Source organism: Saccharibacillus qingshengii (assembly GCF_013185195.1).
Classification (GTDB): Bacteria; Bacillota; Bacilli; order Paenibacillales; family Paenibacillaceae; genus Saccharibacillus; species Saccharibacillus qingshengii.
This window is the reverse complement of record NZ_JAAZWC010000012.1, coordinates 83,237-104,832: the sequence shown is the minus strand read 5'-3', so window position 1 is coordinate 104,832 and position 21,596 is coordinate 83,237. Positions and strand designations below refer to the sequence as shown.

At 58.7% G+C, this 21,596-nt stretch carries 20 protein-coding genes; 12 read left to right on the top strand and 8 right to left on the bottom strand.

Annotated features, from left to right (window positions below; genetic code table 11):
* Positions 1–26: 26 nt before the first annotated feature.
* On the bottom strand, positions 27–599 hold the full coding sequence (locus HRQ60_RS12395) for a 5' nucleotidase, NT5C type (protein ID WP_172196140.1): 573 nt from the start codon (positions 597–599) through the stop codon (positions 27–29).
* Between the two features lie 271 nt (positions 600–870).
* Here HRQ60_RS12395 and HRQ60_RS12390 point away from each other — a divergent pair, with 271 nt between their 5' ends.
* Positions 871–1,620 carry a thermonuclease family protein gene (locus tag HRQ60_RS12390; protein WP_172196139.1) on the top strand — a complete coding sequence of 250 codons (750 nt, stop codon included), beginning with the start codon at positions 871–873 and terminating at the stop codon, positions 1,618–1,620.
* A gap of 368 nt (positions 1,621–1,988) precedes the next feature.
* Here HRQ60_RS12390 and HRQ60_RS12385 read toward each other — a convergent pair whose 3' ends face one another.
* Positions 1,989–2,324: a winged helix-turn-helix transcriptional regulator gene (locus tag HRQ60_RS12385; RefSeq protein WP_172196138.1), complete on the bottom strand. Its 336-nt coding sequence runs from the start codon at positions 2,322–2,324 to the stop codon at positions 1,989–1,991.
* Between the two features lie 300 nt (positions 2,325–2,624).
* Here HRQ60_RS12385 and HRQ60_RS12380 point away from each other — a divergent pair, with 300 nt between their 5' ends.
* From HRQ60_RS12380 to ribD, 3 genes are all read left to right on the top strand, one after another.
* Complete coding sequence (locus tag HRQ60_RS12380) at positions 2,625–3,716, top strand: FAD-dependent monooxygenase (protein ID WP_172196137.1); 1,092 nt, start codon at positions 2,625–2,627, stop codon at positions 3,714–3,716.
* 224 nt (positions 3,717–3,940) lie between these two features.
* On the top strand, positions 3,941–4,729 hold the full coding sequence (locus HRQ60_RS12375) for a GTP cyclohydrolase II (RefSeq protein WP_172196136.1): 789 nt from the start codon (positions 3,941–3,943) through the stop codon (positions 4,727–4,729).
* A gap of 6 nt (positions 4,730–4,735) precedes the next feature.
* Positions 4,736–5,833: a bifunctional diaminohydroxyphosphoribosylaminopyrimidine deaminase/5-amino-6-(5-phosphoribosylamino)uracil reductase RibD gene (ribD, locus tag HRQ60_RS12370; protein WP_172196135.1), complete on the top strand. Its 1,098-nt coding sequence runs from the start codon at positions 4,736–4,738 to the stop codon at positions 5,831–5,833.
* Between the two features lie 97 nt (positions 5,834–5,930).
* Here the strand turns inward: ribD and HRQ60_RS12365 are convergent, their stop codons facing one another.
* Both HRQ60_RS12365 and nudC read right to left on the bottom strand, forming a co-directional pair.
* Complete coding sequence (locus tag HRQ60_RS12365) at positions 5,931–6,863, bottom strand: cation diffusion facilitator family transporter (RefSeq protein ID WP_172196173.1); 933 nt, start codon at positions 6,861–6,863, stop codon at positions 5,931–5,933.
* Between the two features lie 303 nt (positions 6,864–7,166).
* A complete protein-coding gene (nudC, locus tag HRQ60_RS12360; protein ID WP_343044680.1) occupies positions 7,167–8,030 on the bottom strand; it encodes an NAD(+) diphosphatase in 864 nt (287 codons plus the stop codon).
* Between the two features lie 200 nt (positions 8,031–8,230).
* Here nudC and HRQ60_RS12355 point away from each other — a divergent pair, with 200 nt between their 5' ends.
* Positions 8,231–9,328 (top strand): threonine aldolase family protein, encoded by a 1,098-nt coding sequence (locus HRQ60_RS12355; RefSeq protein WP_172196134.1) that lies wholly within the window; start codon positions 8,231–8,233, stop codon positions 9,326–9,328.
* Positions 9,329–9,454: 126 nt separating this feature from the next.
* Here HRQ60_RS12355 and HRQ60_RS12350 read toward each other — a convergent pair whose 3' ends face one another.
* The gene (locus HRQ60_RS12350) at positions 9,455–10,318 is read right to left on the bottom strand and encodes an SDR family NAD(P)-dependent oxidoreductase (protein WP_172196133.1); all 864 of its coding nucleotides are present in this window, start codon (positions 10,316–10,318) and stop codon (positions 9,455–9,457) included.
* A 179-nt stretch (positions 10,319–10,497) separates the two neighbouring features.
* Here HRQ60_RS12350 and HRQ60_RS12345 point away from each other — a divergent pair, with 179 nt between their 5' ends.
* Complete coding sequence (locus HRQ60_RS12345) at positions 10,498–10,962, top strand: MerR family transcriptional regulator (RefSeq protein WP_343044679.1); 465 nt, start codon at positions 10,498–10,500, stop codon at positions 10,960–10,962.
* A gap of 111 nt (positions 10,963–11,073) precedes the next feature.
* Here HRQ60_RS12345 and HRQ60_RS12340 read toward each other — a convergent pair whose 3' ends face one another.
* Positions 11,074–11,949: an aldose 1-epimerase family protein gene (locus HRQ60_RS12340; RefSeq protein WP_172196132.1), complete on the bottom strand. Its 876-nt coding sequence runs from the start codon at positions 11,947–11,949 to the stop codon at positions 11,074–11,076.
* A gap of 177 nt (positions 11,950–12,126) precedes the next feature.
* Here HRQ60_RS12340 and HRQ60_RS12335 point away from each other — a divergent pair, with 177 nt between their 5' ends.
* The 4 genes from HRQ60_RS12335 to HRQ60_RS12320 all read left to right on the top strand — a co-directional run bounded on the left by HRQ60_RS12335 (position 12,127) and on the right by HRQ60_RS12320 (position 16,723).
* The gene (locus HRQ60_RS12335; RefSeq protein WP_172196131.1) at positions 12,127–14,517 is read left to right on the top strand and encodes a glycoside hydrolase family 3 protein; all 2,391 of its coding nucleotides are present in this window, start codon (positions 12,127–12,129) and stop codon (positions 14,515–14,517) included.
* A gap of 93 nt (positions 14,518–14,610) precedes the next feature.
* Positions 14,611–15,249: a peptide-methionine (S)-S-oxide reductase gene (locus HRQ60_RS12330; RefSeq protein ID WP_172196130.1), complete on the top strand. Its 639-nt coding sequence runs from the start codon at positions 14,611–14,613 to the stop codon at positions 15,247–15,249.
* A 162-nt stretch (positions 15,250–15,411) separates the two neighbouring features.
* The gene (locus tag HRQ60_RS12325) at positions 15,412–16,173 is read left to right on the top strand and encodes a tetratricopeptide repeat protein (RefSeq protein ID WP_172196129.1); all 762 of its coding nucleotides are present in this window, start codon (positions 15,412–15,414) and stop codon (positions 16,171–16,173) included.
* Between the two features lie 64 nt (positions 16,174–16,237).
* Positions 16,238–16,723, top strand: coding sequence for a GNAT family N-acetyltransferase (locus HRQ60_RS12320; RefSeq protein WP_172196128.1), 486 nt, complete (start codon positions 16,238–16,240; stop codon positions 16,721–16,723).
* 90 nt (positions 16,724–16,813) lie between these two features.
* Here the strand turns inward: HRQ60_RS12320 and HRQ60_RS12315 are convergent, their stop codons facing one another.
* On the bottom strand, positions 16,814–17,917 hold the full coding sequence (locus tag HRQ60_RS12315) for a Gfo/Idh/MocA family protein (protein ID WP_172196127.1): 1,104 nt from the start codon (positions 17,915–17,917) through the stop codon (positions 16,814–16,816).
* 41 nt (positions 17,918–17,958) lie between these two features.
* Positions 17,959–18,618: a ThuA domain-containing protein gene (locus tag HRQ60_RS12310; RefSeq protein ID WP_172196126.1), complete on the bottom strand. Its 660-nt coding sequence runs from the start codon at positions 18,616–18,618 to the stop codon at positions 17,959–17,961.
* Positions 18,619–18,779: 161 nt separating this feature from the next.
* On the opposite strand from HRQ60_RS12310, the gene HRQ60_RS12305 reads away from it, so the two are divergent.
* Positions 18,780–19,625 carry an AraC family transcriptional regulator gene (locus tag HRQ60_RS12305; RefSeq protein WP_172196125.1) on the top strand — a complete coding sequence of 282 codons (846 nt, stop codon included), beginning with the start codon at positions 18,780–18,782 and terminating at the stop codon, positions 19,623–19,625.
* Positions 19,626–20,052: 427 nt separating this feature from the next.
* Positions 20,053–21,345, top strand: a complete 1,293-nt coding sequence (locus HRQ60_RS12300; protein WP_172196124.1) for a hypothetical protein — start codon at positions 20,053–20,055, stop codon at positions 21,343–21,345.
* The last annotated feature ends 251 nt before the right edge of the window (positions 21,346–21,596 follow it).

Sequence of the window (21,596 nt, the reverse complement as noted above, 5' to 3'; positions counted from 1 at the left end):
GGCTCATGCGCCCGGAGGGCTTACTGTCACCCTTTGGCCGGAAAGCCGGGACCCGACAGCACGCTGTTGACGAGATCGCCCATGCCGTCCCAGGAACCTTTCATCAGGAACTCATCCTGCAGCTTGAGGTTCCAAGGCCGCGGAATACCGATTGTCCGCTTGCCGGCCTCGCGCGCAGCGAGCAGATTATGCGGCCCGTCGTCGATCAGCAGGTCGAATTCGAGCAGATATTTGCGTTTGGCGACAAAGAAATTCTCGAACGGGATGAACGGCATATGGCGCTGCAGCCAAGCCCATTTCTCCGGTACGGCCGTAGGGCGTGCCGCCGTTACGATAATGACGTCGTGTTCTTCGCTGATCCGGCGCACTTCCTCGATCGTGTGCTCGTCGAACACTTCCAGTTCTTCGTACAGCTTGGGCCGCCCGAAGAAAATCTCTTCGTTGCATTCCGGATGCCAAATCCCACTGAGATCGAAGCTGACGATCTGGTCGATCGACAGCTGCAGATCCGGATAAGCGGCGTTATGATAATGAAGGGCCTTCGGCACCAGATGACAGATTGTGTCGTCCATGTCGATGGCTACGATTTTTTTGCTCATGCTTTTTCTCTCCCGGCTTGAAAAATAAGATTGATTCTCGTGAATATGCAGATACTTGCATTGTAGCGAAGTTGACGCGCAATGGCAAAAAAATGCCGGGAAGAGCGGCCGAATTCGATAGGGCAGGGCTTGTCCCCGGCAGACCGGTGCATCCTCGAAGTTGCTTTTTGCCTGAGAAAAGGGTAAGAACGAGGGAGTGCCGACGGGTCTCGGACCGAAAATTCGGGAGGCCGCGGCGTTTTACGAAACAACACGAACCGGAGGAATCAACATGACATCATCAGGCAATCGCGGCTCGGGATCCGGGCCGGATCCTCAGCGCAAGAACAGCGGCAGGCCTCAGCGCAGCCTGCTCTCGATTCTGGCCACGGTCGTTGTGCTGGGCCTGCTTCTGTTTACGGATCCGGGCCGCAATCTGCTGGACAGCCTGCTCGGCGAAAACGGCGGAACCTCGCAAACGGAAGATACGCAGCAGAGCAGGCAGTCCCCCGCACCGGCGACCACGGAAGACAAGCCGCAGGGCGGTTCGCAGCAGGCGGATACGCCGGAACCGGGAGCGCAAGAACCGGCCGACGGCCGAATAGCCGCGACCGTGGACCGGACCGTCGACGGAGATACCTTTATCGCGAACCTGGAAGACGGCAGCCGGGAGCGGGTCCGCATGCTGCTGCTCGATACGCCGGAGACCAAGAAAGAAGGGACCGCTGTGCAGCCCTTCGGACCGGAAGCGAGCGAGTATACCAAGAAGCTGCTGACTGGGCGGACCGTCGAATTGGAATTCGACGAGGAGCAGCGCGATCAATACGATCGGATGCTGGCATACGTCTATCTGGACGGGGAACTTGTAAACGAGCAGCTGCTGGAGCAGGGACTCGCCCGTGTCGTCGTGTATCGGCCGAACGATAAATACGTCGACGAATTCCGCGAGATCCAGAATGAAGCCAAGCGGAAAAAAATCGGGGTATGGAGCATCGAAGGTTATGCCGACAACCGCGGATTCCATCCCGAAGCGGCAGAGTGATCGTTGGCGCTAACGAATCGCGATCACGCTATAGGGCCGGATTCGCATGTTTTTGGTTTCTAACGAATCGGTATACCGCTATTTCGCCTCAACTTCGCTTTTACACACGAAATTCCGTCCATAGCGTTATGAGGGTTCGTTAGAAGCTTCGTAGACGTGCGGCAAATCGCAAATGCCGGGCTGTTGGGGAAATAACGGATCGGCAAGCCGAGCCTGAGATCCGTACTCTGCCCAGTCCAAACGCCTACCAAAAAGAGACGCCCCATCGGGACGTCTCTTTTTAGTAGGCGCTATCGCAGAATACGGCTGTCGTTGAATCCAACTATCGCAGAATCCAGCTATCTTCGAACAACGCTGGGCGGAATTTTTCACACCTGCTCCTGCTCGATCTTGATCCAGCGCGTCGCCCAACCCTGAATATCGTCCATCAAGGGTGCGAGATCGCGGCCCATTTCGGTCAGCGAATATTCGATCCGTACCGGCTTTTCCGGATATACGGTGCGCAGCACGACGCCGGCTTCTTCCAGTTCTTTGAGGCGCTCCGACAGCACTTTGCCGCTCAGATTGGACAGCGAAGTCTCGATATCCACGAAACGGCGCGGGCCGTCCAGCAGGCGGTAAATAATAAGGGTTGTCCAGCGTTTGCTGAGCAGTCCGATGGCTTTTTCGAATCTTGGGCACAGTTGGGTCAGATCTGCTGCCAATGGAATCACGCTCCATTCATTATTCTTAGTGAGAAGTCCTGTTGATTATCCGTCGAGAAATCTATGCTTATAAGCCCGAACCTGCGGGCCGTGCGAAGGTGTAAGGTGGGGGATGCTTTCCACTTTATTATACATCAGTGATTAAAATAAACAAGCTTACAATTAGTAATAATTAAAACTTGACTTCGTAACATTTATTAAATATACTCGGTTACATAAAGTAATTTACGCACATGGTCGTATACGCTGCACCACCCTATATCCAGTTTCGTTAGAACACCCGCAATCGGAGGAAAAAAGATGGAACGACAGACGGAAATTTGTATAGTGGGCGGAGGCCCGGCCGGCACTTTGCTGGCGTGCCTGCTGGCCCGCCGCGGCGCGGACGTTGTGCTGATCGAGAAACAGTCGGTACCCGGACCGTCGTTCCGAGGGGAGATCCTGAACGGCGACGGCGAACGGGTGCTGAGCAAGCACGGACTGTTGGAGAAAATCGAGCCGGAAGCGGTGCTGCCGCTGGTCCGGCTTGAATACTGGGACAATCGCCGCGTCGTCAAGACCATTCTGCCGGATACGGCGGGTGGCAATGTCGGCATTCATATTCCTCAAGCCGACCTGCTGTGCGCCCTGCTGGATGAAGCCGCCGCTTATCCGAACTTCACGTATATGCCCGGCACGACCGTACGCGGCCTGCTGCAGAGCGAAGACGGCCGTTACGCCGGCGTGAAGATCCGTACCGGCAGCGGAGAAGACGGAGAGATTCGCAGCCGCGTCGTGGTCGGCGCCGACGGCCGTTATTCGTCGGTCCGCAGACACGCCGGAATCCCGGCAAGCACGGAAGGCCACGGTTACGATCTGCTGTGGGCAAGAATCCCCGCACCGGAAGGCTGGGAGCCGGTCATGTGCTCGACGATCCAGAACGGACAGCAGCTGCACCTGTTCACCCAGGCCCGGGGTTACGTGCAGGTCGGCTGGAACATCGAGGAAGACTCGTACAAAGAGCTGCGCAAGCGTCCGTTCGAAGAACTGACCGATACGCTGATCCAGGCTTTTCCGAAGCTTGAGCGAAGCGTACGGAGCCATATCAAGTCGTGGCAGGACTTCGTGCTGTTGGATATTTTCAGCAGCAGCTCGGAACGCTGGGCAAGGCCCGGCCTTGTCCTGATCGGCGATGCGGCACATACGATGACGCCAACCGGTGCGTTCGGATTGAACGAAGCGCTGTGCGACGCGGATGTGCTGCACGAAGAACTGCTGGCCTGCCTGGAACGCAGCCAGGATCCCAATGCGCCGCTGGAACGGCTTGAACAGCGCAGACGCGCGGATGTGGAGCGCAGACAGCTCGAGCAGGTGGCGATGGAATCCGCGTATGCCCAAAATTTTAACATTTAACAATACAAGTGACGATAAGAGACAGACAACCGGTAAACTAAATGAAGTTGGACCGAAATAAATTAAATTTTAATCTTTTTGATCCAAAAGTGATCCGAATCGGAATGACCTGCGAATACACCAAGAGAGATTTTTTAAAAAGGACCAGGGGCGGATCGACGGCGGAAAGTTCGCTCGCCTGCTTACCCGACTTAACCAATATGAACATAAGGATGTGCCCTCACATGTTGAACAATCGTGCAGCATTTATACTGAAAGACAGTATTCACAACGTTTCTTCGCCCCTGAATCCAAAAGAGGGCTATATACTGGTCGGACCGATCAAACTACCTGTCAATCTGGACGGCGAGACGATCGTTTTCCAATGGTACAGCTGGATGAAAGAACCGGAAGGCGGCCAGGACATGTCGCCCGAGGCGCTGATCCGCAGTCTGCCGCAGATGAACCTGGCCGAAGGCCAGCAGTCGAGCGTACTCGTATACGGCGATTTCGAACATTCCCCGGACGCGTTGATCCGGATGCACAGCATCTGCCATACGGGCGATATTTTCGGCAGCAAGAGATGCGACTGCGGCTATCAACTGCACCAGTCGATGAAAATGATCGCCGAACACGGTTCCGGAGCGCTCTTTTACCTGGCCAATCATGAAGGACGCGGCATCGGCCTGTTCAGCAAAGCGATGGCCTACATTCTGCAGGAGCAGGGTATGGATACCGTCGAAGCGAATCTGGCGCTCGGGTTCGAAGACGATACCCGCAACTACGACGGCGCGATCGGCGTGCTGAAGTTCCTGCGCCCGCTGCCGGTTACGCTGATTACGAACAACCCGCGCAAGCTTGAAGCACTCAAAGCTTCCGGGATGAACGTGTCCGGCCGCACGCCTCTCTGGGGCGACGTGTCGGAGTTCAACGAGAAGTATCTGCGCACCAAGGTCAACCGGTCCGGCCACTTTGCGACGCAGAATCCGATCGAAGGTCTGACGGAACTGCCGGCTGCCGAAGGAGGAGACTGACGAAGCATGAGCGAACTGTCCCTCCACGAAAAATATATGCGCCTCGCCCTTGAGAATGCGCGTGCGGCGCAGGGCCAGACGGCGCCCAATCCGCTAGTCGGCTCGGTCATCGTAAACGACGGCCGCCTCGTCGGTATCGGCGCCCATCTGAAGCCCGGCGAACCGCATGCGGAAATTCATGCGCTGCGCATGGCCGGGGAGCATGCCCGGGGCGCGACGATCTATGTGACACTCGAGCCCTGCTCGCATTACGGACGCACCGGCCCTTGTGCCGAAGCGATCGTGCAGGCGGGCCTGGCTCGCGTTGTCGTGGCCGCTCCCGATCCGAACCCGCTGGTAGCGGGCCGCGGCATCCAGATTCTGCGGGATGCCGGGATCGAAGTGATCGAAGGCGTGCTGCGCGAAGAATCCGAACGCTTGAACGAAGTGTTCAACCGCTATATCGTCGACAAGCGTCCGTTCGTCACGGTCAAATCGGCCGTGACGATGGACGGGAAGATCGCGACGCGCACCAGCAGCAGCCGTTGGATCACATCGGCCGAAGCGCGCGAAGACGTACATCGGCTGCGCCATGAGAGCGGAGCGATTCTGGTCGGCGTGCAGACGATTCTGCACGACGATTCGCAGCTGAATACCCGGCTGCCCGGCGGCCGCAATCCGCTGCGCGTCGTGCTGGACAGCACGCTGCGCATTCCGGAGAACGCCCGGGTCATCACGGACGGCGAAGCGCCGACCTGGATCTTTACCGGCTCGAACGCCGATCCGGATAAGCGCAGACGGCTGGAAGAAGCCGGCGTACGCGTGATCGATACGACAGGCGAACGGGTGAATCTCGGCGAAGTGCTCGATACGCTCGGAGCGGGCGAGATTTCTTCGCTCCTGGTCGAAGGCGGCGGACAGGTGATCGCTTCCTTTGTCGAGCAGGGTCTGGCGGACAAGCTTGTCTTGTACATGGCGCCGAAGCTTGTCGGCGGCCGCGAAGCTCCGACCTTTATCGAAGGTCTGGGTATCGCGGATATGAACGATGCCGTCGGATTGACGGGACTTCAAGTCAAACAGCTGGGGCCGGATTTGAAGTTCGAAGCGTATTTTCCGAAGAAGTGAAGACGGTCTGGCAGTGGATTCCTCAGCGTACTCCCAGCCTTTATAAATAAAAAGAAGCCGGTTCCCTCAATAGGGGAACCGGCTTCTTGCCGTGTCGCTATTTCTTCTCGATATCGGCTTCCCGGCGATGCCAGCTTGCCGTGCCGTCGTCTTCGACGATCGATATCGCCGCGTCGGCGATATCCGGGTTGGTGGTCAGTTCTTTCTGAATCCGGAGCTTGATATCGTCGGCGTCGCCGAGCGTCAGGCCCGTCCGCAGTTCGACCACCGCATCCACGTGATAATAGCGGCCTTCCTGAATGATCCGCATACTTCCGATATCGCGTACATCGGGATCGGCCAGTATGGTCGAAGACACGCCGTCCTCGACGTCCTGCGGCGCGGAGACGCCGATCAGGCCGATCATGTTGTCGTAGCCGACCCGGAACGCGACGGCGATCATCAGCAGGCCGATCAGCGTCGTGACCAGTCCGTCGATCAGCGCGAAGTTGGTGAACGCGACGACCACGACAGCGACCAGTGCGAAGAAAGCGCCGAGTACGGCTACGATATCTTCATAGAACACGAGGCGTGTCGGAGGCGCGGCGCGGCCGACGTTCTTGAATGCGGCCGGAAGCAGGGCGAAGCCCGAAGCTTTGGGCGCGCGGGCTTCTTTGAGGATTTCCTTCGAAGCTTTGATCAGGATGGCGCCGTCGACCAAGATGTTCAGAATCAATACGCCGACGTTGATCCAGAAACCGCTCGAAGCTTCGGCCGGATGCCGGAGCAGGTGGATCCCTTCGTGGATCGTTTCGTACGCCATGATCGTGACGACGATAACCGCGATCATGCAGAAGATGTTGATCACGCGCCCGAAGCCAACCGGGAACCGGCGGCTCGGCCGGCGTTCGGACAGCACGCTGCCGACGAAGACGAAGCCCTGGTTCACGGCGTCCGCAAGCGAGTGCATGGCCGAGGCGAACATGGCGCCGCTACCGGTAAAAGCCGCAGCCGCGCCTTTGGCGGCGGCCAGTACGGCATTGCCGGCCATGGCGACGGCGGAAGATGTATTGCCTTTCTTGATCAATGAGCCTAACGTTTCTTTCGGTTGAATCTCGGTTCGGTTTGCTTCAGCCACGAACGACTCCTCCTAACGGGGTATGGGGTTTGGGCGAATACGACTTACGTACAGCTTATGTATATCCCCTGCGGGGATTCCCTGCCTAATATGTACCCCGAATCGGTGCCGTGGAACAGAACGGTCACCGATTCTTTTGAAGGAGGATGGACTTGGGTCCGGCAGCGTGCCGATCCAGGCGTCCGATTTTCCGAATTTTTACGCGTTGCTCTCCGTTTATGTTGCCGCTCCGCCGCTTCCGTATTCGCCGGCATACCAGTCGATCATCCGGCGCGCGATACTGCCCCGGGGCGGAATATTCGGCAGTTCATCCGGGCCGAACCAGTTCGCTTCCGCAATTTCTTCGCCGTCGACCGTAATCTCGCCGCTTTTGTATTCCGCCACAAAGCCGATCATCAGCGAATTGGGAAAAGGCCACGGTTGGCTGTCGAAGTAACGGATCTCGCCGAGCGTGAGACCGACTTCTTCCATCGTCTCGCGCCGCACACAGTCTTCGAGCGTCTCCCCGGCTTCGAGGAAACCCGCGATCAGACCGTGCATTTTGTTCGGGAAACGGGCCGAGTGCGCCAGCAGAATCTTGCCGTCTTTGAGGATTGCGGTGATGACGGCCGGCGAGATACGCGGATAATGGCTGAGCCCGCAGTTGGGGCAGACTTTGGCATGTTCGTGCCCGGCATTCGCAAGCGTGGTTCCGCAGCGTCCGCAGAAGCGGTGGGTGGCATCCCAATTCAGCATTTGCAGCGCGCGCCCGGCGACATGGAACAGGTCTTCGTCTATGCTGTCGTACAGCGGTCGCAGCGAATGGAACGAAGAACCGGCAGGCGGAACGGCGTCTTCCGGCGCTTCGGCGGCATAACAGGGCGCGCCGTCCAGCAGACCGATAAACAGCGAGCGAACCGGCGTAAAGCCCAGCGAGTCCGAATGAAGGGCGCTCGGAATAGCGGCAATCCCTTCCTGGTCGTTCAGCAGCAGTTGACCGGTCGTCGACAAGAACACGAACCAGTAGGCCGGCCGGTCCGAAGGCTCCGCGCTCAGCGCGGGGATGTAGCGGTCGTAGATGCTCGGTTTGGAAATGGGCACGGTAACAGAACCTTTCGGAGTGGATTGATCAAGCTTAGGTGCGTTTGAAGAGAGCGTAACCTTACCTTTAGCGTTGACAAGGTACAATCTTTCTTATTATGAGAGGATAGCGGATGCGGAGCAAGAGGCGTACAATATCCGTAATAGACCCGCGGAAGCGCAAACAATGAACTTTTCGCGCAAAAGGAGGATTTTCCATCATGAATCAGGCGTTAACTTTGGGCGATACGTTTGCCAAAGCGCAGTACCGGACGAGCGGCAACGGCCCGCGCAATGTGAGCGTGCTGCTGGACGCGCTTCAGCATGCGGACGGCGCGGCGCCAAGCGATATGTATGGCCGCGGCGAGATGATCGGGAACTTCGAGCGCAAGCTTGCGGACATGCTGGGCATGGAATCGGCGGTCTTTTTCCCGAGCGGCACGATGGCCCAGCAGATCGCGCTGCGCATCTGGAGCGATCGCAAAGCCAGCCGCGCGGTGGCCTACCATCCGCTCTGCCATCTGGAGATTCACGAACAAGACGGTTTAAAAGAACTGCATCATCTGGAACCGGTGCTGCTGGCAGATCCCGACCGGCTGATTACGCTGAGCGACGTCAAAGCCATGCCGGATAACATCGCCTGCCTGCTGCTTGAGCTGCCCCAGCGCGAGATCGGCGGCCAACTGCCGGAATATGCGGAGCTGGAAGCGATCTCGGCTTACTGCCGGGGTCGCGGGATCGCTCTGCACCTCGACGGCGCGCGGCTGTTCGAGATTCTGCCGCATTACGGCAAAACGGCGGCCGAAGTCTGCGCGCTGTTCGACAGCGTCTATATCTCGTTCTACAAAGGCATAGGCGGAATCGCCGGCGCGATGCTGCTCGGAGACGCCGATCTGTCAGAGCAGGCGAAAATCTGGAAAAGACGCCACGGCGGCGATCTGATCAGTCTGTATCCGTACATTCTCAGCTCGGACTATTACCTCGAGCTGCGTCTGCCGCAGATGGCGAGGTACTACGAAGAAGCCCGGGAGCTTGCGGCCTTGTACAACGCCTGCGAAGGGATTCGGACACAGCCGGAAGTCCCGGTCTCGAATATGTTCCACCTGCATATCGAAGCCACGGCGGACAAAGCGGCGGGCGTGATCGCGCATGTGCAGGCGGAGACGGGCGTTGCGCTGGCCGCCTATTTGAAAGCGGTCGGCAGCTCGTCCTGCTCGACGGAAATCTCGATCGGCGACCTGTATCGGGAAGTGCCAAAAGAAAAACTGCGCGAAGCGATCGCCATGCTTGAAAAGGGATTGGCGGCGGCGCAGGCTTGAGCCTGCGCGCCGTCCGTTGCCTCGAGCTTGCTTCGTCCGAATAGATGCCCCGACCGCCTGAAGGATCCCGGATCCTTCAGGCGGTTTTTTCAACCCTGCTTATATACATTCTGCTCTTCAGGCTTGTTACGTCAAAGTCCGGAATTCTTCGCGGTAGATCCGGTCCACGTTAGCCAGTACGCGCGGAGCCTGATCGGCGAATTTGAGATTAACGATACCTTTTTTATTAAGCAGTACCCCGGATTCGTTCCGATGAGGTCCGAACGCCGCTTCGTACAGCCGCCCGGCGCCCTGCGTCGGCGGAGCGAAGAAGAAGCGCATCAGATAATTGACGGGAAACGGGAGGCCGGATTTTTTGCCCGGACGAAGCGTGTTGTTGGGACCGGGATCGGCGCTGCGCAGCCAAATGCCGTCCGCCGCCTCCGCCGGGGCAAGCGCCTGCGTCCACAGCGACAGCGCGAGCTTGGTGTCCGCGTACGCGCCCGTCAGCGGCTTGAACGTTTTCGGCCGAGCCAGCTTGTCGGCGTCGAACGTTTTCGTATAATTGAACGCATTCGACGAGGTGCCGATCACGGTCTTCAGCGATCCGCGCAGCAGCAGCTCCTTCGTCTCGCGGTAGAGGATGTACGGCACGACCGTTTGCAGCTCGTAATGCATTTCGCGACCCTGCGGCGAGAAGGCGAGTTCCGGCAGACTGCCGCCCGCGTTGTTGAACAGCACGTCGATCGCCGTCTCTTCTTGCTTGATACGCTTCAGCGCCGCGGCCAGCTGCCGGTAATCCGTCAATTCGGCTGGGTAGACCCGCAGCCGCCCTGCTTGTATGGCCGCCGCAGTCAGCTCGTCCTCCGCCGCAAACGACGAACGGATTAGTGCGGCGACGTCCCACCCTTCCGCGAGCAGCCGGCGCGTCAGTTCCAGGCCGATGCCGTTGTTGGCGCCGGTGATCAGGGCCGTCTTGCCCGCTGTAGGAGTTGTACGAAGATTGTTCATACTGAATGCCTCCATTCGATGATTTGATGATGGAGAACAGCATATAACCTGGAGCCGACTCCAAGTCAAACGCAGCATTTTCAAAACCGCAGACTGCGTCCCGCTTTTTGACTTGGAGCGGGCTCCAACGGGTATACTCGGTTCAACGAATCTCAACCGATCAAAAGGAGCGATACCACGTGGCCGAACAAACGATCCTCCGGGCGGAGGAGACAGAAGGATACACGATCAAGCAAACCGCGGAACTGACCGGTCTGCCGGGAGATACGATCCGTTATTACGAGAAGATCGGGCTGCTGCCGAGAGCGAAGCGCAAAGCCAACACCCACCGCATCTATACCGAAAGCGACGTGCAGACGATGAAGCTGATCCTGTGCCTCAAAAAAACCGGCATGCCGCTGGAGGAGATGAAGCCTTATCTGGACATGTCCCGCACCGGAGACCTGGCCGATACCCCGGAAGCGTTCGAGCGGATCCGGCAGTATCGGGCAGAGGTGCTGGAGCAGATGTCGTCCCTGCAGACGATCATCGATTTTATCGATCTTAAGCTGCCGCAGGGCACGCTGCTGAACAAGCAGGACTGCGCCGCCGATCCTCAGGATGGGCCGGGTCTGCCGGCGAAGCGGGACAGTAAGTTTCGGTGAACGCCAAAAAAAGCTCCGAATCCGCGTTTCCCCTGTTTGGGGGACGCGTTTTTCGGAGCTTTTGTTCGTGTCTTCCATTCAGTGGAACTTTTTTCGCTCCATCGATCTCGATCAACCGACTTCAATCACCAAAGCCGCTTCAAAATACTCGCCCGGCTCAAGTCCGACCGCAAGCTCCTTGTCTTTCAATTCGCCGTCGAACTTATCCGCGTCGGCGAGGCCATGCCACGGTTCGATGCAGAGAAACGGCGCGTTCTTCGGCTGCCAGACGCCGAGGTACGGGAAGTTCTCGTACGAGACGGTCACGCTGCGCTCGCTTTTGTCGCTTCTCAGCGCAACGCGTTCCGACTTCACATCGCGGAAGATCATGGCGCCTTCCTCGAACTGTGCGCGCGTCAGCGGCAGCACGGTTCCTTTTTCCAATACGATCTCCGATTTGTCCGGTACCTGGATATTGCCGCCCGTCACGAAGAAGCGCTCCAGCGTCTCTTCCTGCTCGAACTCCAACCGATAGTCCTCGAATTCGCCTTCGCCGCCGATCGGGCAGTTGAACGCCGGATGCGTGCCAAGCTGGAAATGGATGCGTTTATCGTCGTCGTTGTCTACCCGGTACTGGACGCGCAGGGTGGAGCCTTCCAGCGTATAGGTCAGCGTAAGCGCGAATCGGTACGGGTACCTCGCAAGCGTCTGGTCGTCGTACGACAGATGGAACACGGCCCGAGACGCGTCCGATTCGACCAATCGGAACTCGCGATTGCGGGCGAATCCGTGGTTTTTGAGCTCGTACGTGCCGCCTTCGGCCCGCATTTTGCCTTCGTACACGGACCCGACGATCGGGAACAGCACCGGCGAACGGCCTGTCCAGAATGCCGCGTCGCCGCTCCACATGTACTCGATTCCCGTGTCTGTGCGTTTGAAGCTGACCAGTTCCGCGCCGAGCGGCTTGATCTCGACTGTGGCCGTATCGCTGCTTAAGATTGCGTTCATAGGTTGTTCCCTCCGGGTGAATGATTTGGTCGAGCTTGAACTGCCTTTAGTGTAGCAAAAAAAGCTTCCGCATAAAAACGCCTTCGGCGCTTGCAGGCGGGCTTCGGGAGCGCAGATTGGCTATAATGGAGGAAAGCGCGTCAGGCGCGACACACACCCCTAATGGAGGCGATTCCCATGAACGAATCCCCGCGGAACATTTCGAATGCAGCGGAAGAAGGTCCCCACGAAACCGAGCGCCACGAAGATCTCGGCGGCGGAGCGGAAGTCACGTACGTCCACAACGAGAACGGCCCGACCCTCGGCTTGTCGCCGCTGTCCGGGGTGGGCGTGATCGAGCGGGACGGGCTCTTTTTCAAAGACCTGAACCGCAGCGGCGAACTCGAACCGTACAAAGACTGGCGCCTGTCGGCGGAAGAACGGGCCCGTGATCTGGCTGCCCGCATGACGGTCGAGCAGATCGCCGGGCTGATGCTGTACAGCCGCCACCAGTCGATACCGGCGGGCAGCACGAACTGGCATGCCTCCACGTACGGCGGCAAATCTTATGAAGAGAGCGGCGCCAAGCCTTGGGATCTGACGGACGAGCAGCTGTCGTTCCTGCGAGACGATCATCTGCGGCATATTCTCGTCACGACGGTGGAGAGCCCGGCCACAGCCGCGCGCTGGAACAATCTCGTGCAGGCGTATGCGGAATCGACCGGCCTCGGCATTCCGGCCAATAACAGTTCGGATCCGCGCCACGGCTCGGATTCCGACTCGGAATTCAACGCCGGAGCGGGCGGGCGCATCTCGATGTGGCCGGAAAGTCTCGGCCTGGCGGCGTCTTTCGATCCGGCGCTCGTCCGCCGCTTCGGCGAGATCGCCGCCCGCGAATACCGCGCGCTTGGCTTGACGACGGCGCTGTCGCCGCAGGTGGACATTGCGACCGATCCGCGCTGGTTCCGTTTCAACGGCACGTTCGGCGAAGATTCGAAGCTGTCGACCGATCTCGGGCGCGCTTATATCGACGGATTCCAGACGTCGACCGGCGAAGAAGCGATCGAGGGCGGATGGGGAAGGAGCAGCGTCAACGCCATGGTCAAGCATTGGCCGGGCGGCGGTTCGGGCGAAGCGGGCCGGGACGCGCATTACGCCAGCGGCAAATACGCGGTGTATCCGGGCGGGAATTTCGCGGAGCATCTGAAGCCGTTTACGGACGGGGCGTTCAAGCTTGAAGGCGGGACGGAGCAGGCTTCGGCGGTCATGCCGTATTACACGGTGTCCTGGGAGCAGGACGCGAAGAACGGCGAGAACGTGGGCAATTCGTACAGCCGCTATCTCATTACGGATCTGCTGCGCGAGCAGTACGGCTACGATGGCGTCGTCTGTACGGACTGGCTGATCACGGCCGACGAGAATGGGGAAAAAGATTCGTTTCTCAGCGGCAAGCCGTGGGGCGTGGAATCGCTGAGCGCCGCCGAGCGGCATTACAAGCTGCTGCTGGCCGGCGTCGACCAGTTCGGCGGCAACAACGAAGCGGGGCCGCTGCTGGAAGCGTACGCGATGGGCGCGGCCGAGCACGGCGAAGAATGGATGCGGGCGCGCTTCGAGCGCTCGGCGGTCCGGCTGCTGCGCAACTTGTTCCGGGTCGGACTGTTCGAGAATCCGTATCTGGAACCGTCGGACAGCGAGCAGATCGTCGGACATCCGGACTCTATGCAGGCCGGCTACGAAGCACAGTTGAAATCGGTCGTGCTGCTCAAAAACAGCGGGAACCGGACGGTCGGAGGACGGAGCGGGGGGAGCGAAGGCGAAGGACTGCCCGTGATTCAGACCAACCGCAGAGGGGTTCTTCCGCTGCCGCGCCGCAGCAAAGTCTATATCCCGCAGCGTTATATCGCGCCGGGCCGGGACTGGTTCGGCAATCCGACGCCGGAGCGGACGGTGGACCCGTTGAACCTGGACATCGTGTCCCGCTATTTCGACGTGACGTCCGACCCGGCGCAGGCCGACTTCGCGCTCGTCTGTATCGCCAATCCGGATTCCGGGATGGGCTACAGCCGGGAAGATGCGGCGGACGGCGGCAGCGGCTATGTGCCGATCAGTCTCCAATATCGGCCTTACACGGCCGAAGGCGGGCGGACGGCGAGCCTGGCCGGGGACCCCCGGCCGAGCGACGTGCTGAACCGCGCGCATATCGGCAAATCGGTCCGGACGCGCAACGAATCGGATCTTGATCGGGTGCTCGATACGCGCGCGAAGATGGGCGACAAGCCGGTCATCGTCTCGATGACCTTGTCCAACCCGGCGGTAGTCGCCGAGTTCGAGCCCGAAGCCGACGCCATTCTGGCGAACTTCGGCCTGCAGGACCAGGCGCTGCTTGCGATTCTGTGCGGCGAGGCCGAACCTTCCGGCCTGCTGCCGATGCAGATGCCGGCGGACATGGCTGCCGTCGAAGCGCAGCTCGAAGACGTTCCGCGCGACATGGCCTGCCATGTCGATACGGAGGGCCACGCCTACGACTTCGCGTTCGGCTTGAACTTCGTCGGCGTGATCGACGACGAGCGGGTGCGGAAGTATCGGTGAGCGAAAGCGGACAAGCGATTTAAGGCTGCAAAAGATTGAGCAAGCACAGCAGCCGCCCCGGTTTCTATCCCACGTCAAAAGGAGGGTTCCACCATGCCCGAACAAACGCCGCTTCGCGAGAAGCTTACCTTCGCCATGGGCTGCTTCTGGGGACCGGAAGACCGGTTCGCCCGGGTGCCGGGCGTTACCGGAACGCGCGTGGGCTACTGCGGCAGCGATTCGCCGTCCGGATCAGCCCCGCTTGGCGCCTCGTCATCGCGTACCGTTCCCGGCGCCCCCGAACCGGCTGCTCCCGCCTGGTCAGAGCCCGGCACTGCGGCCTCCTCGCCCGACATTCCCGCTTCCGGCCACCTATCGCCCGCTCCGACCCACCGCCGCCTCGCCGGGTACTCCGAGGCGGTCGAAGTGGAGTTCGATCCGCGCATCGTTTCCTTGGAGGAGCTGCTCGCGAAATTCTGGAGCGAGCATAATCCTTCGGCGATCGAAGGTTATAAGCCGGACGATTCCCGCTATCGCTCGATCCTTTTTTACCGGAACGAAGAGCAGAGGGCGGCGATGGAGCGAATGCAGAGCGAGAGAACGGACGCCGGCCGAAGCCGTGCATGGACCGGACTTCGCCCTCTTGGCGTCTTCTATCCGGCGGAAGAGAAGCATCAGCGGTACGAAGAGAAGAAACGGGCGCGAACCCGTTCAGGGGAACAAGCCGCGGCGCAAGAGCAAAGGGACGAATAAGAGCGAAGATAGAAGGTTCCCGATCGTTCGGAGCTGCGCAGGTCGTCCGCTCTACCCGTGCACGCGCCGGATTTTCCCGGGTTTACGGCGGCAAATTTAAGATAAACGATACGCGGCTTTCTACTTTCAGGTACAATCGGGGCATAGGGGAGGGGGATCTGCATGAACCATTTCGACAAAGGCATCGAGTGCTACAACCGAAGAGACTTCCGGAATGCCGATTTTTATTTTAAAAAGGCGCTGGTGGAAAAAGGAATGGATGCCGAGACTCTCGATTACCTCGCACGCTGCCGGCTGATGCTGGGCGATTCGCGCGGCGCGCTGGAGCTGTTTGACCAGACCATGAAGATGCGGCCGACCTGGGAGAATCCGTATGCCGGCAAAGCGCGGGTATATGCGCATCGCGGCAAGAACGAAGAAGCCGAAGCCATGGCGCGGCGTGCGCTTATGCTGAATGCGGAATCCGCAGACAGCTGGTCGGTGCTGGCTTACGTCTGTGAACGAACGATGCGGCTCAAGGAAGCCAAGTCCTGCTATTTGCGTGCGATCGAACTGGATCCCCGTTTGGAAGAGGCGCATGTGCATCTGTCCGTCGTCTACTACCAGTTGGGGGAGCCTTATTCGAAGTGCTTGGAGCAGCTCGAACGGGCGCTGGACCTCAATCCGCAATCGACCGATGCCCTGTTCAACAAAGGGCTGATCAATAAAGATCTGCGCCGCTACGGAGCAAGCAAAGCGGCGTTCGAGAAGCTGCTCGCGATCGACCCGGAAGACCGGGAAGCGAATCTGGAGCTAGCGGAGCTGTACAAAAGAGACCGTCAGTACGAGAAAGCGCAGCAGTGCATGGCACGCGCCCGCGAGCGCCGATCGTATGACGGCCGGGTAGGCGCAAGATCGCAGGATCGCGGGAAAACGGATCGCTAACCGCTTGTTCCAAGCGGAGGGAAGCGGCTGTGACGGCCCGCTGTCGCATAAGGAGGCCAAGCCGATGACGAAACAACTCAATCAAGCGGAAGCACTGTCGGTGCGCCAAATTCCGTTCGCCGAAGCCGAGTATGAACAGGCGCTGAAGCTGCGCGACGAGGTGCTGCGCCGTCCGCTGGGCATGAGCATCGCGGACGACGATTTGTCCGGCGATGCCGACGCGCTGCATATCGGGGCTTTTGTCCGAAGCGGTGCCGAAGACGCTCCCGCCGAGCGGCTGGTCGGTACGCTGCTGCTTCGCGCCTTGGACGATCGGACTCTGCAGATGAAGCAGGTCGCGGTCGAAGAAGCGCGGCGCGGAACGGGAACCGGGCGGGACATGGTGCGGTTCGCCGAAGTTCTGGCCGCCGAGCTGGGATACGGCGAGATCGTCCTGCATGCGCGGGAGAACGCGGTGCCTTTTTACGAGAAGCTGGAGTATACCCGAGAAGGCGAGCGTTTCGAAGAGATCGGTATTCCGCATTACAGGATGCGCAGGGAACTGGGCTGATCTCCGCTTCGAATAATCCAAAAAACCTGAACGACCGGCAGGGAAAAGCGCCGGCTGTTCAGGTTTTTTGTCGTGGGCATCCGAGAATCTTTATTCCACATATCCTCGGACAAGTCCCAGCGGCAGCGGGCGGGGCTGCTCGCAGGTCGTAGTCAGTTCCGCATACACGCCGCTGTCCGAACTGGTATGGAACGCGTGCATGATTTCCAGTACGTGGTTCGCCAATTCGCCGTTTGCGCGCGGCGTGCCGCCGTTTACGATGCAGTGGGCCATGTCGGCGATGCCGAGCCCCCGGCTGTTCTCGGCGTATTGGTGCACGACCGGAATCTCCTTGAACTCGTTTGCGCCGGCCGGGCGCAGCAGCACCGGACCCCCGAAGTTGTTCGGATCGGGGACGAGCAGGGTGCCGAGCGTGCCGTAGATCTCGATGAACGGCAGCGTGCTGCTCCAGACGTCGAAGCTCGTGATCATTGTCGCGACCGCGCCGCCGCGAAACCGCAGCGTACCCGCGATATGCGTCGGAACTTCAACGTCAATTTTCTCGCCGAACAGCGGCTCGCTCGTGATCGTGCGCTGCTCGAACGATTTGGCCGTCATGCCCGCCACGGTCTGCGCCGGGCCGAGCAGCGAGACGAGCGCTGTCAGGTAATACGGACCCATATCGAACATCGGGCCGCCGCCGGCCTGGTAATAGAACGCCGGATTCGGATGCCAGTTCTCGTGGCCGTGGCCCAGCATGAAGGCGGTCGCCGCGACCGGCGTTCCGATATAGCCGTCGTCGATCAGCTTGCGGGACGTTTGCAGACCGGCACCGAGGAAGGTATCCGGCGCGCCGCCGAGCAGCAGTCCTTTTTCGCGAGCCAATTCGACTAGTTCGCTGCCCTGCTCGGGCAACAAGGAGAGCGGCTTTTCCACGTAAACGTGCTTGCCATGCTCCAGTGCCAGACGGCAGATGCGGAAATGGTCGCCCGGCGTCGTCAGATTGAGTACGATCTCGATTTCCGGGCTGGCCAGAATCTGCTCGGCTGTCCATTGGTTCGGAATGCCGTATTTCTCCGCAGCCGCGGCCATCCGTTCTTCGCTGATGTCGGAGATCGCATACACTTCCGTGTTGGCGAACGTCCGGGTCAGATTTTCCAGGTAGATGCCGCTGATATTGCCGCAGCCGATGATGCCGATTTTTACTTTGCGCATGGCTGTTTACCGCCTCTCGTCCGTTGGGAATAGGTTCACGTTCAGCGCGCCGCCCACAGCATGCCGCGCCGCATCAGTTCTTTGGCTTCCGGAATATCGAAAATGTTCGCCTGGTGGCCCAGCGAGTTATAGAACACTTTGCCCGCGCCCCAGCGTTTGGTGTAGACGACCGGCATCACGATTTCGCCGTTGGCGGAATGGGGGCCTTCGCTGATCTTGAACGTCGTGGTAGCCAGCACATCCACTACCGGATCGACGTGCAGGTAATACTGCTCCGATTTGACGGTGAAATCCGGGATATTCTCGATGATCGGGCTGGAAGAGGTCCGCGTCATACGCACTTCATACTCCACGCCGTCGTTGAACGGATGCGCCACCCACTGCGATCCGGTCAAAAATTGCCACTCGACGCTGTTGCGGAAAGAGTCGCACATGCCGCCGTGGCAGCCCGCCATACCCACGCCGGATTCTACCGCTTTGAGCACCGGTTGAAGCTGCTCGTTACTGATCTCGCCCATGGTCCATACCGGCACGATCAGGTCGAGCTTCAGCAGCCGTTCCTCGTCCAGAAAAGCGTCCAATGTATAAGAAATCTCCACTTCGAATCCTTCTTGACGGAGCGTTTCCGCGAAAATGTCGGCGACTTCCTTCGGCTGGTGTCCGTCCCAGCCCCCGCTTACGATCAAAGCCTGCTTGCTCATCCTATCGATCTCCCATCTCTTGTGCGAATATGAAATCTGCTGATTAATCCTACAGCCATATTGTAAAGGAAGCCCTTACACGAAGCGCGCCATATTCGTTGTGAAAGTAGACGATTTTTGCTATTATGCAGCTATTCGATTACCCGAACGGAGGCGCGGCGATGAAAGCTTTTCACGAAAATCGGATCTATGGCAGCGGTCTGCCGGTCCAGATCTCAACCGTACGCAATATCAATTTTCTGGCGCATTGGCATCACGATGTAGAATTTATCTATGTGAGCGAAGGTTCGCTTCAGGTCGGAATCAACTCCGGAACGCGAACGCTGCGGGCGGGCGAATTCGCTTTTTGCGGCAGCGGAGACATTCATTATTACGACAGCGGCCGAAGCGAGTCGGAGATTATTCTGGTCGTGTTCAACCCCCGGCTGATCGGCAGCACGGCAGGATGGCCGGAAGAAGGGATAGTCCGCTCGCCGTTTATTCCGTATTCGGAAACGGGCGCGCCGTCCGCGTTCGAACAGGAAGCGCTGGAGGAATTGGCCGGCGTGATGAAGCGGATCGAAGCGGAAGGAGCCGGAGGACGGGAGCAGTCGGATACGGTAATCACCGGGCTGCTTCATCTGCTGTGCGGGTTGGCGCTGCGTTATGCGTCGGCGGCGGGACCGGACAGCAGACGGAGCGCCCGTTCGGCCGCCCATCTCAAGGTGACGCAGGAACTGCTGGATTATCTCGATCGAAACTGCACGCTGCCGCTTACGCTTCAAGACGGAGCAGATCGGGCGCGGATGAGCGTGTTCCATTTTTCCCGGTTTTTCAAAAATGTGACCGGCATGAACTACAATACCTATCTCAACGAGCTGCGGATCGGCCGCGCCGAGCGGATGATTCTGGGCACCGATGCCAAGCTGATCGATATTGCGCTGGAATGCGGATTCGGGAATGTGCGGACGTTCAATCGGGTGTTTCGGCAGCTGCGGGGGTGTACACCATCCGATCTTCGTTATTAGATCCGTTTCCTGCTATTCGTACCTTGTTAACGCTAAAAGTAAGGTTACGACCCTTCAAGTGAACCTAAAGCATGTACGTTTGAAGGAACGTAAACCTCGGATTAAGAGTGGACAAGGTATTAGATGTAACGAAAAGTTATTCATAAAAAACGACAGAAATTGCGAACCGTTCGATGAGGCGGGGAGTCTTTGTAACGAGGCGCTTGGGGGCAGAGAAGCCGTAAAACGGCTGTATCCTCCTCCGTGCGGCCTTGATTAACTGCCGAATAAACATCCAAATATGTACTTTAAAACAGACCCACACAGGAGGAACAAATCATGAAGATTCCATTCAAACCCGCAATGTTGAGTATGGCCCTAGTACCTTGACCGATAATGATGTTAGGTTACGCCCCTCGAAAACCCGCTTGAACCGTGCGTGTTTCCGATGAACGCAAACCTCAGATTTGATTCGGTCAAGGTACTAGTCATCGGAGTTACCGGCGCAAGCGCAGGCGCAGCCGCTGCGGCGGCCGCCCCGACGAATGCTTCGACCAACGCCCCAACGACTGTCCCGACGAACGTCCTGGCCGATCCGGATTGGACGTACGAAATTCCCGGCGACCGGGGCATCGAAAGCCTGTTCGCTTGGGCGACAGTAGGCGGCGGCAACGTGAACTTCAGAGCCGAAAGCGGCGAAAATTCGTTTATCGCGCAGGCCGTCGACCGCAAAAGCGGCGACAAGATCAACTGGGCTTACGATTTCCGGGGCGACACCAAAGTGCTGACCGGCGGCAGCCTGCATTACGGCAGCAACGGCGACGTCTACTTCCTGAGCAAAAAGTCGGAAGAGAAAACCCATACGATCCGCGCCGTCGATGCGCAGGGCAAGCTGAAATGGACGACGCCGGTCAAAGTGGACGTGGGCGACGAGCTGACGGTGCTGCCAAACGGAGATATCGTCCTGCACAATTCCGTGCAGGAGACGAAAAAAGCAAAAGCCTACACGACGTTCCAGACGTTCGGCAGCGACGGCAAGCTCAAAAGCGAGAAGAAAGTGACCGACTCCGGCATTTTCAAAATGCTGAGAAACGGCCAGGTGCTGCGCAATGACACAGGTTCCGTGAAGCTCTACGCCAACGTGAACGCGCTGTCGAAACCTATCTTGAACCTTAAGATGTCGGAGTACGAGCACCTTTTCTATGACTTCCGCATCACGGGTTCCGACTATGCCGTCTATCCGCTGAACGGTGGCGGCACGGTGATCGAAACGTACGAAGAAAAAATCGAACCCGGCAAAGAAGGCGAAGTGATCGAGATCGATCCGGACACGATCGACACCAAGCGCAAGCTGGTCGGATTCGACGCCAAAGGCAAGCAAACGTTCGAGCGTTCCCTGGCCAAAGGAGACAACGTGATGGCCACGGGCAGCGGATTCGTCCTGCAAAAAGGCACGAAATTCGAAGCGTACGATATCCATAACAAACGGACGGGAGCCGCAGCGCTTGAAGGCAAAGACCTGTGGATGATGCCCGCTCCAAGCGGCGAAGTCACCGTAGCGAGCAAAAAAGACGGCAAATTCTACGCGCTCGACGCCAAGACGCTCAAAGCCAACTACGAAGTCGACATGAACGCCGGCGCGGAACGCGCCAAATCCTACTCGTTCTACTACGCCGGCAAAGGCGAACTGTACACGCTGGAAGCCGGAGAGAAAACCTTGTCGCGTTACACATTGAAATAAACGCCTGAACCGCCCGCCTGTCTCTACCGGAAACCGAACCCCTTTTTCGGAAAAACCCTGTCAAAACCGCTGTCTCCTTTGGAGGCGGCGGTTTTTTCGCTGCTCTCCATTCCTACGGACTATCCTCTGCAGCAGCGAAAAAAACGGAAAAAGTTTCCGTTTTTGCGAACCCTTCCGGTAAGCCGTTCGTCCCTTCTATGTAATGGGCGAAGCCTACAAATTGGCTTCGCTTATCCTATACACTTTGAGGA

What these genes read in the sequence shown, in the direction of transcription:
- HRQ60_RS12300 (WP_172196124.1), top strand. Translation starts at nt 20,053, where the DNA reads ATGAACGCAAACCTCAGATTTGATTCGGTCAAGGTACTAGTCATCGGA.
- HRQ60_RS12350 (WP_172196133.1), bottom strand. Translation starts at nt 10,318, where the DNA reads ATGAACAATCTTCGTACAACTCCTACAGCGGGCAAGACGGCCCTGATC.
- HRQ60_RS12395 (WP_172196140.1), bottom strand. Translation starts at nt 599, where the DNA reads ATGAGCAAAAAAATCGTAGCCATCGACATGGACGACACAATCTGTCAT.
- HRQ60_RS12335 (WP_172196131.1), top strand. Translation starts at nt 12,127, where the DNA reads ATGAACGAATCCCCGCGGAACATTTCGAATGCAGCGGAAGAAGGTCCC.
- HRQ60_RS12390 (WP_172196139.1), top strand. Translation starts at nt 871, where the DNA reads ATGACATCATCAGGCAATCGCGGCTCGGGATCCGGGCCGGATCCTCAG.
- HRQ60_RS12330 (WP_172196130.1), top strand. Translation starts at nt 14,611, where the DNA reads ATGCCCGAACAAACGCCGCTTCGCGAGAAGCTTACCTTCGCCATGGGC.
- HRQ60_RS12305 (WP_172196125.1), top strand. Translation starts at nt 18,780, where the DNA reads ATGAAAGCTTTTCACGAAAATCGGATCTATGGCAGCGGTCTGCCGGTC.
- ribD (WP_172196135.1), top strand. Translation starts at nt 4,736, where the DNA reads ATGAGCGAACTGTCCCTCCACGAAAAATATATGCGCCTCGCCCTTGAG.
- HRQ60_RS12320 (WP_172196128.1), top strand. Translation starts at nt 16,238, where the DNA reads ATGACGAAACAACTCAATCAAGCGGAAGCACTGTCGGTGCGCCAAATT.
- HRQ60_RS12375 (WP_172196136.1), top strand. Translation starts at nt 3,941, where the DNA reads ATGTTGAACAATCGTGCAGCATTTATACTGAAAGACAGTATTCACAAC.
- HRQ60_RS12315 (WP_172196127.1), bottom strand. Translation starts at nt 17,917, where the DNA reads ATGCGCAAAGTAAAAATCGGCATCATCGGCTGCGGCAATATCAGCGGC.
- HRQ60_RS12340 (WP_172196132.1), bottom strand. Translation starts at nt 11,949, where the DNA reads ATGAACGCAATCTTAAGCAGCGATACGGCCACAGTCGAGATCAAGCCG.
- HRQ60_RS12325 (WP_172196129.1), top strand. Translation starts at nt 15,412, where the DNA reads ATGAACCATTTCGACAAAGGCATCGAGTGCTACAACCGAAGAGACTTC.
- HRQ60_RS12310 (WP_172196126.1), bottom strand. Translation starts at nt 18,618, where the DNA reads ATGAGCAAGCAGGCTTTGATCGTAAGCGGGGGCTGGGACGGACACCAG.
- HRQ60_RS12355 (WP_172196134.1), top strand. Translation starts at nt 8,231, where the DNA reads ATGAATCAGGCGTTAACTTTGGGCGATACGTTTGCCAAAGCGCAGTAC.
- HRQ60_RS12380 (WP_172196137.1), top strand. Translation starts at nt 2,625, where the DNA reads ATGGAACGACAGACGGAAATTTGTATAGTGGGCGGAGGCCCGGCCGGC.
- HRQ60_RS12365 (WP_172196173.1), bottom strand. Translation starts at nt 6,863, where the DNA reads ATGGCCGGCAATGCCGTACTGGCCGCCGCCAAAGGCGCGGCTGCGGCT.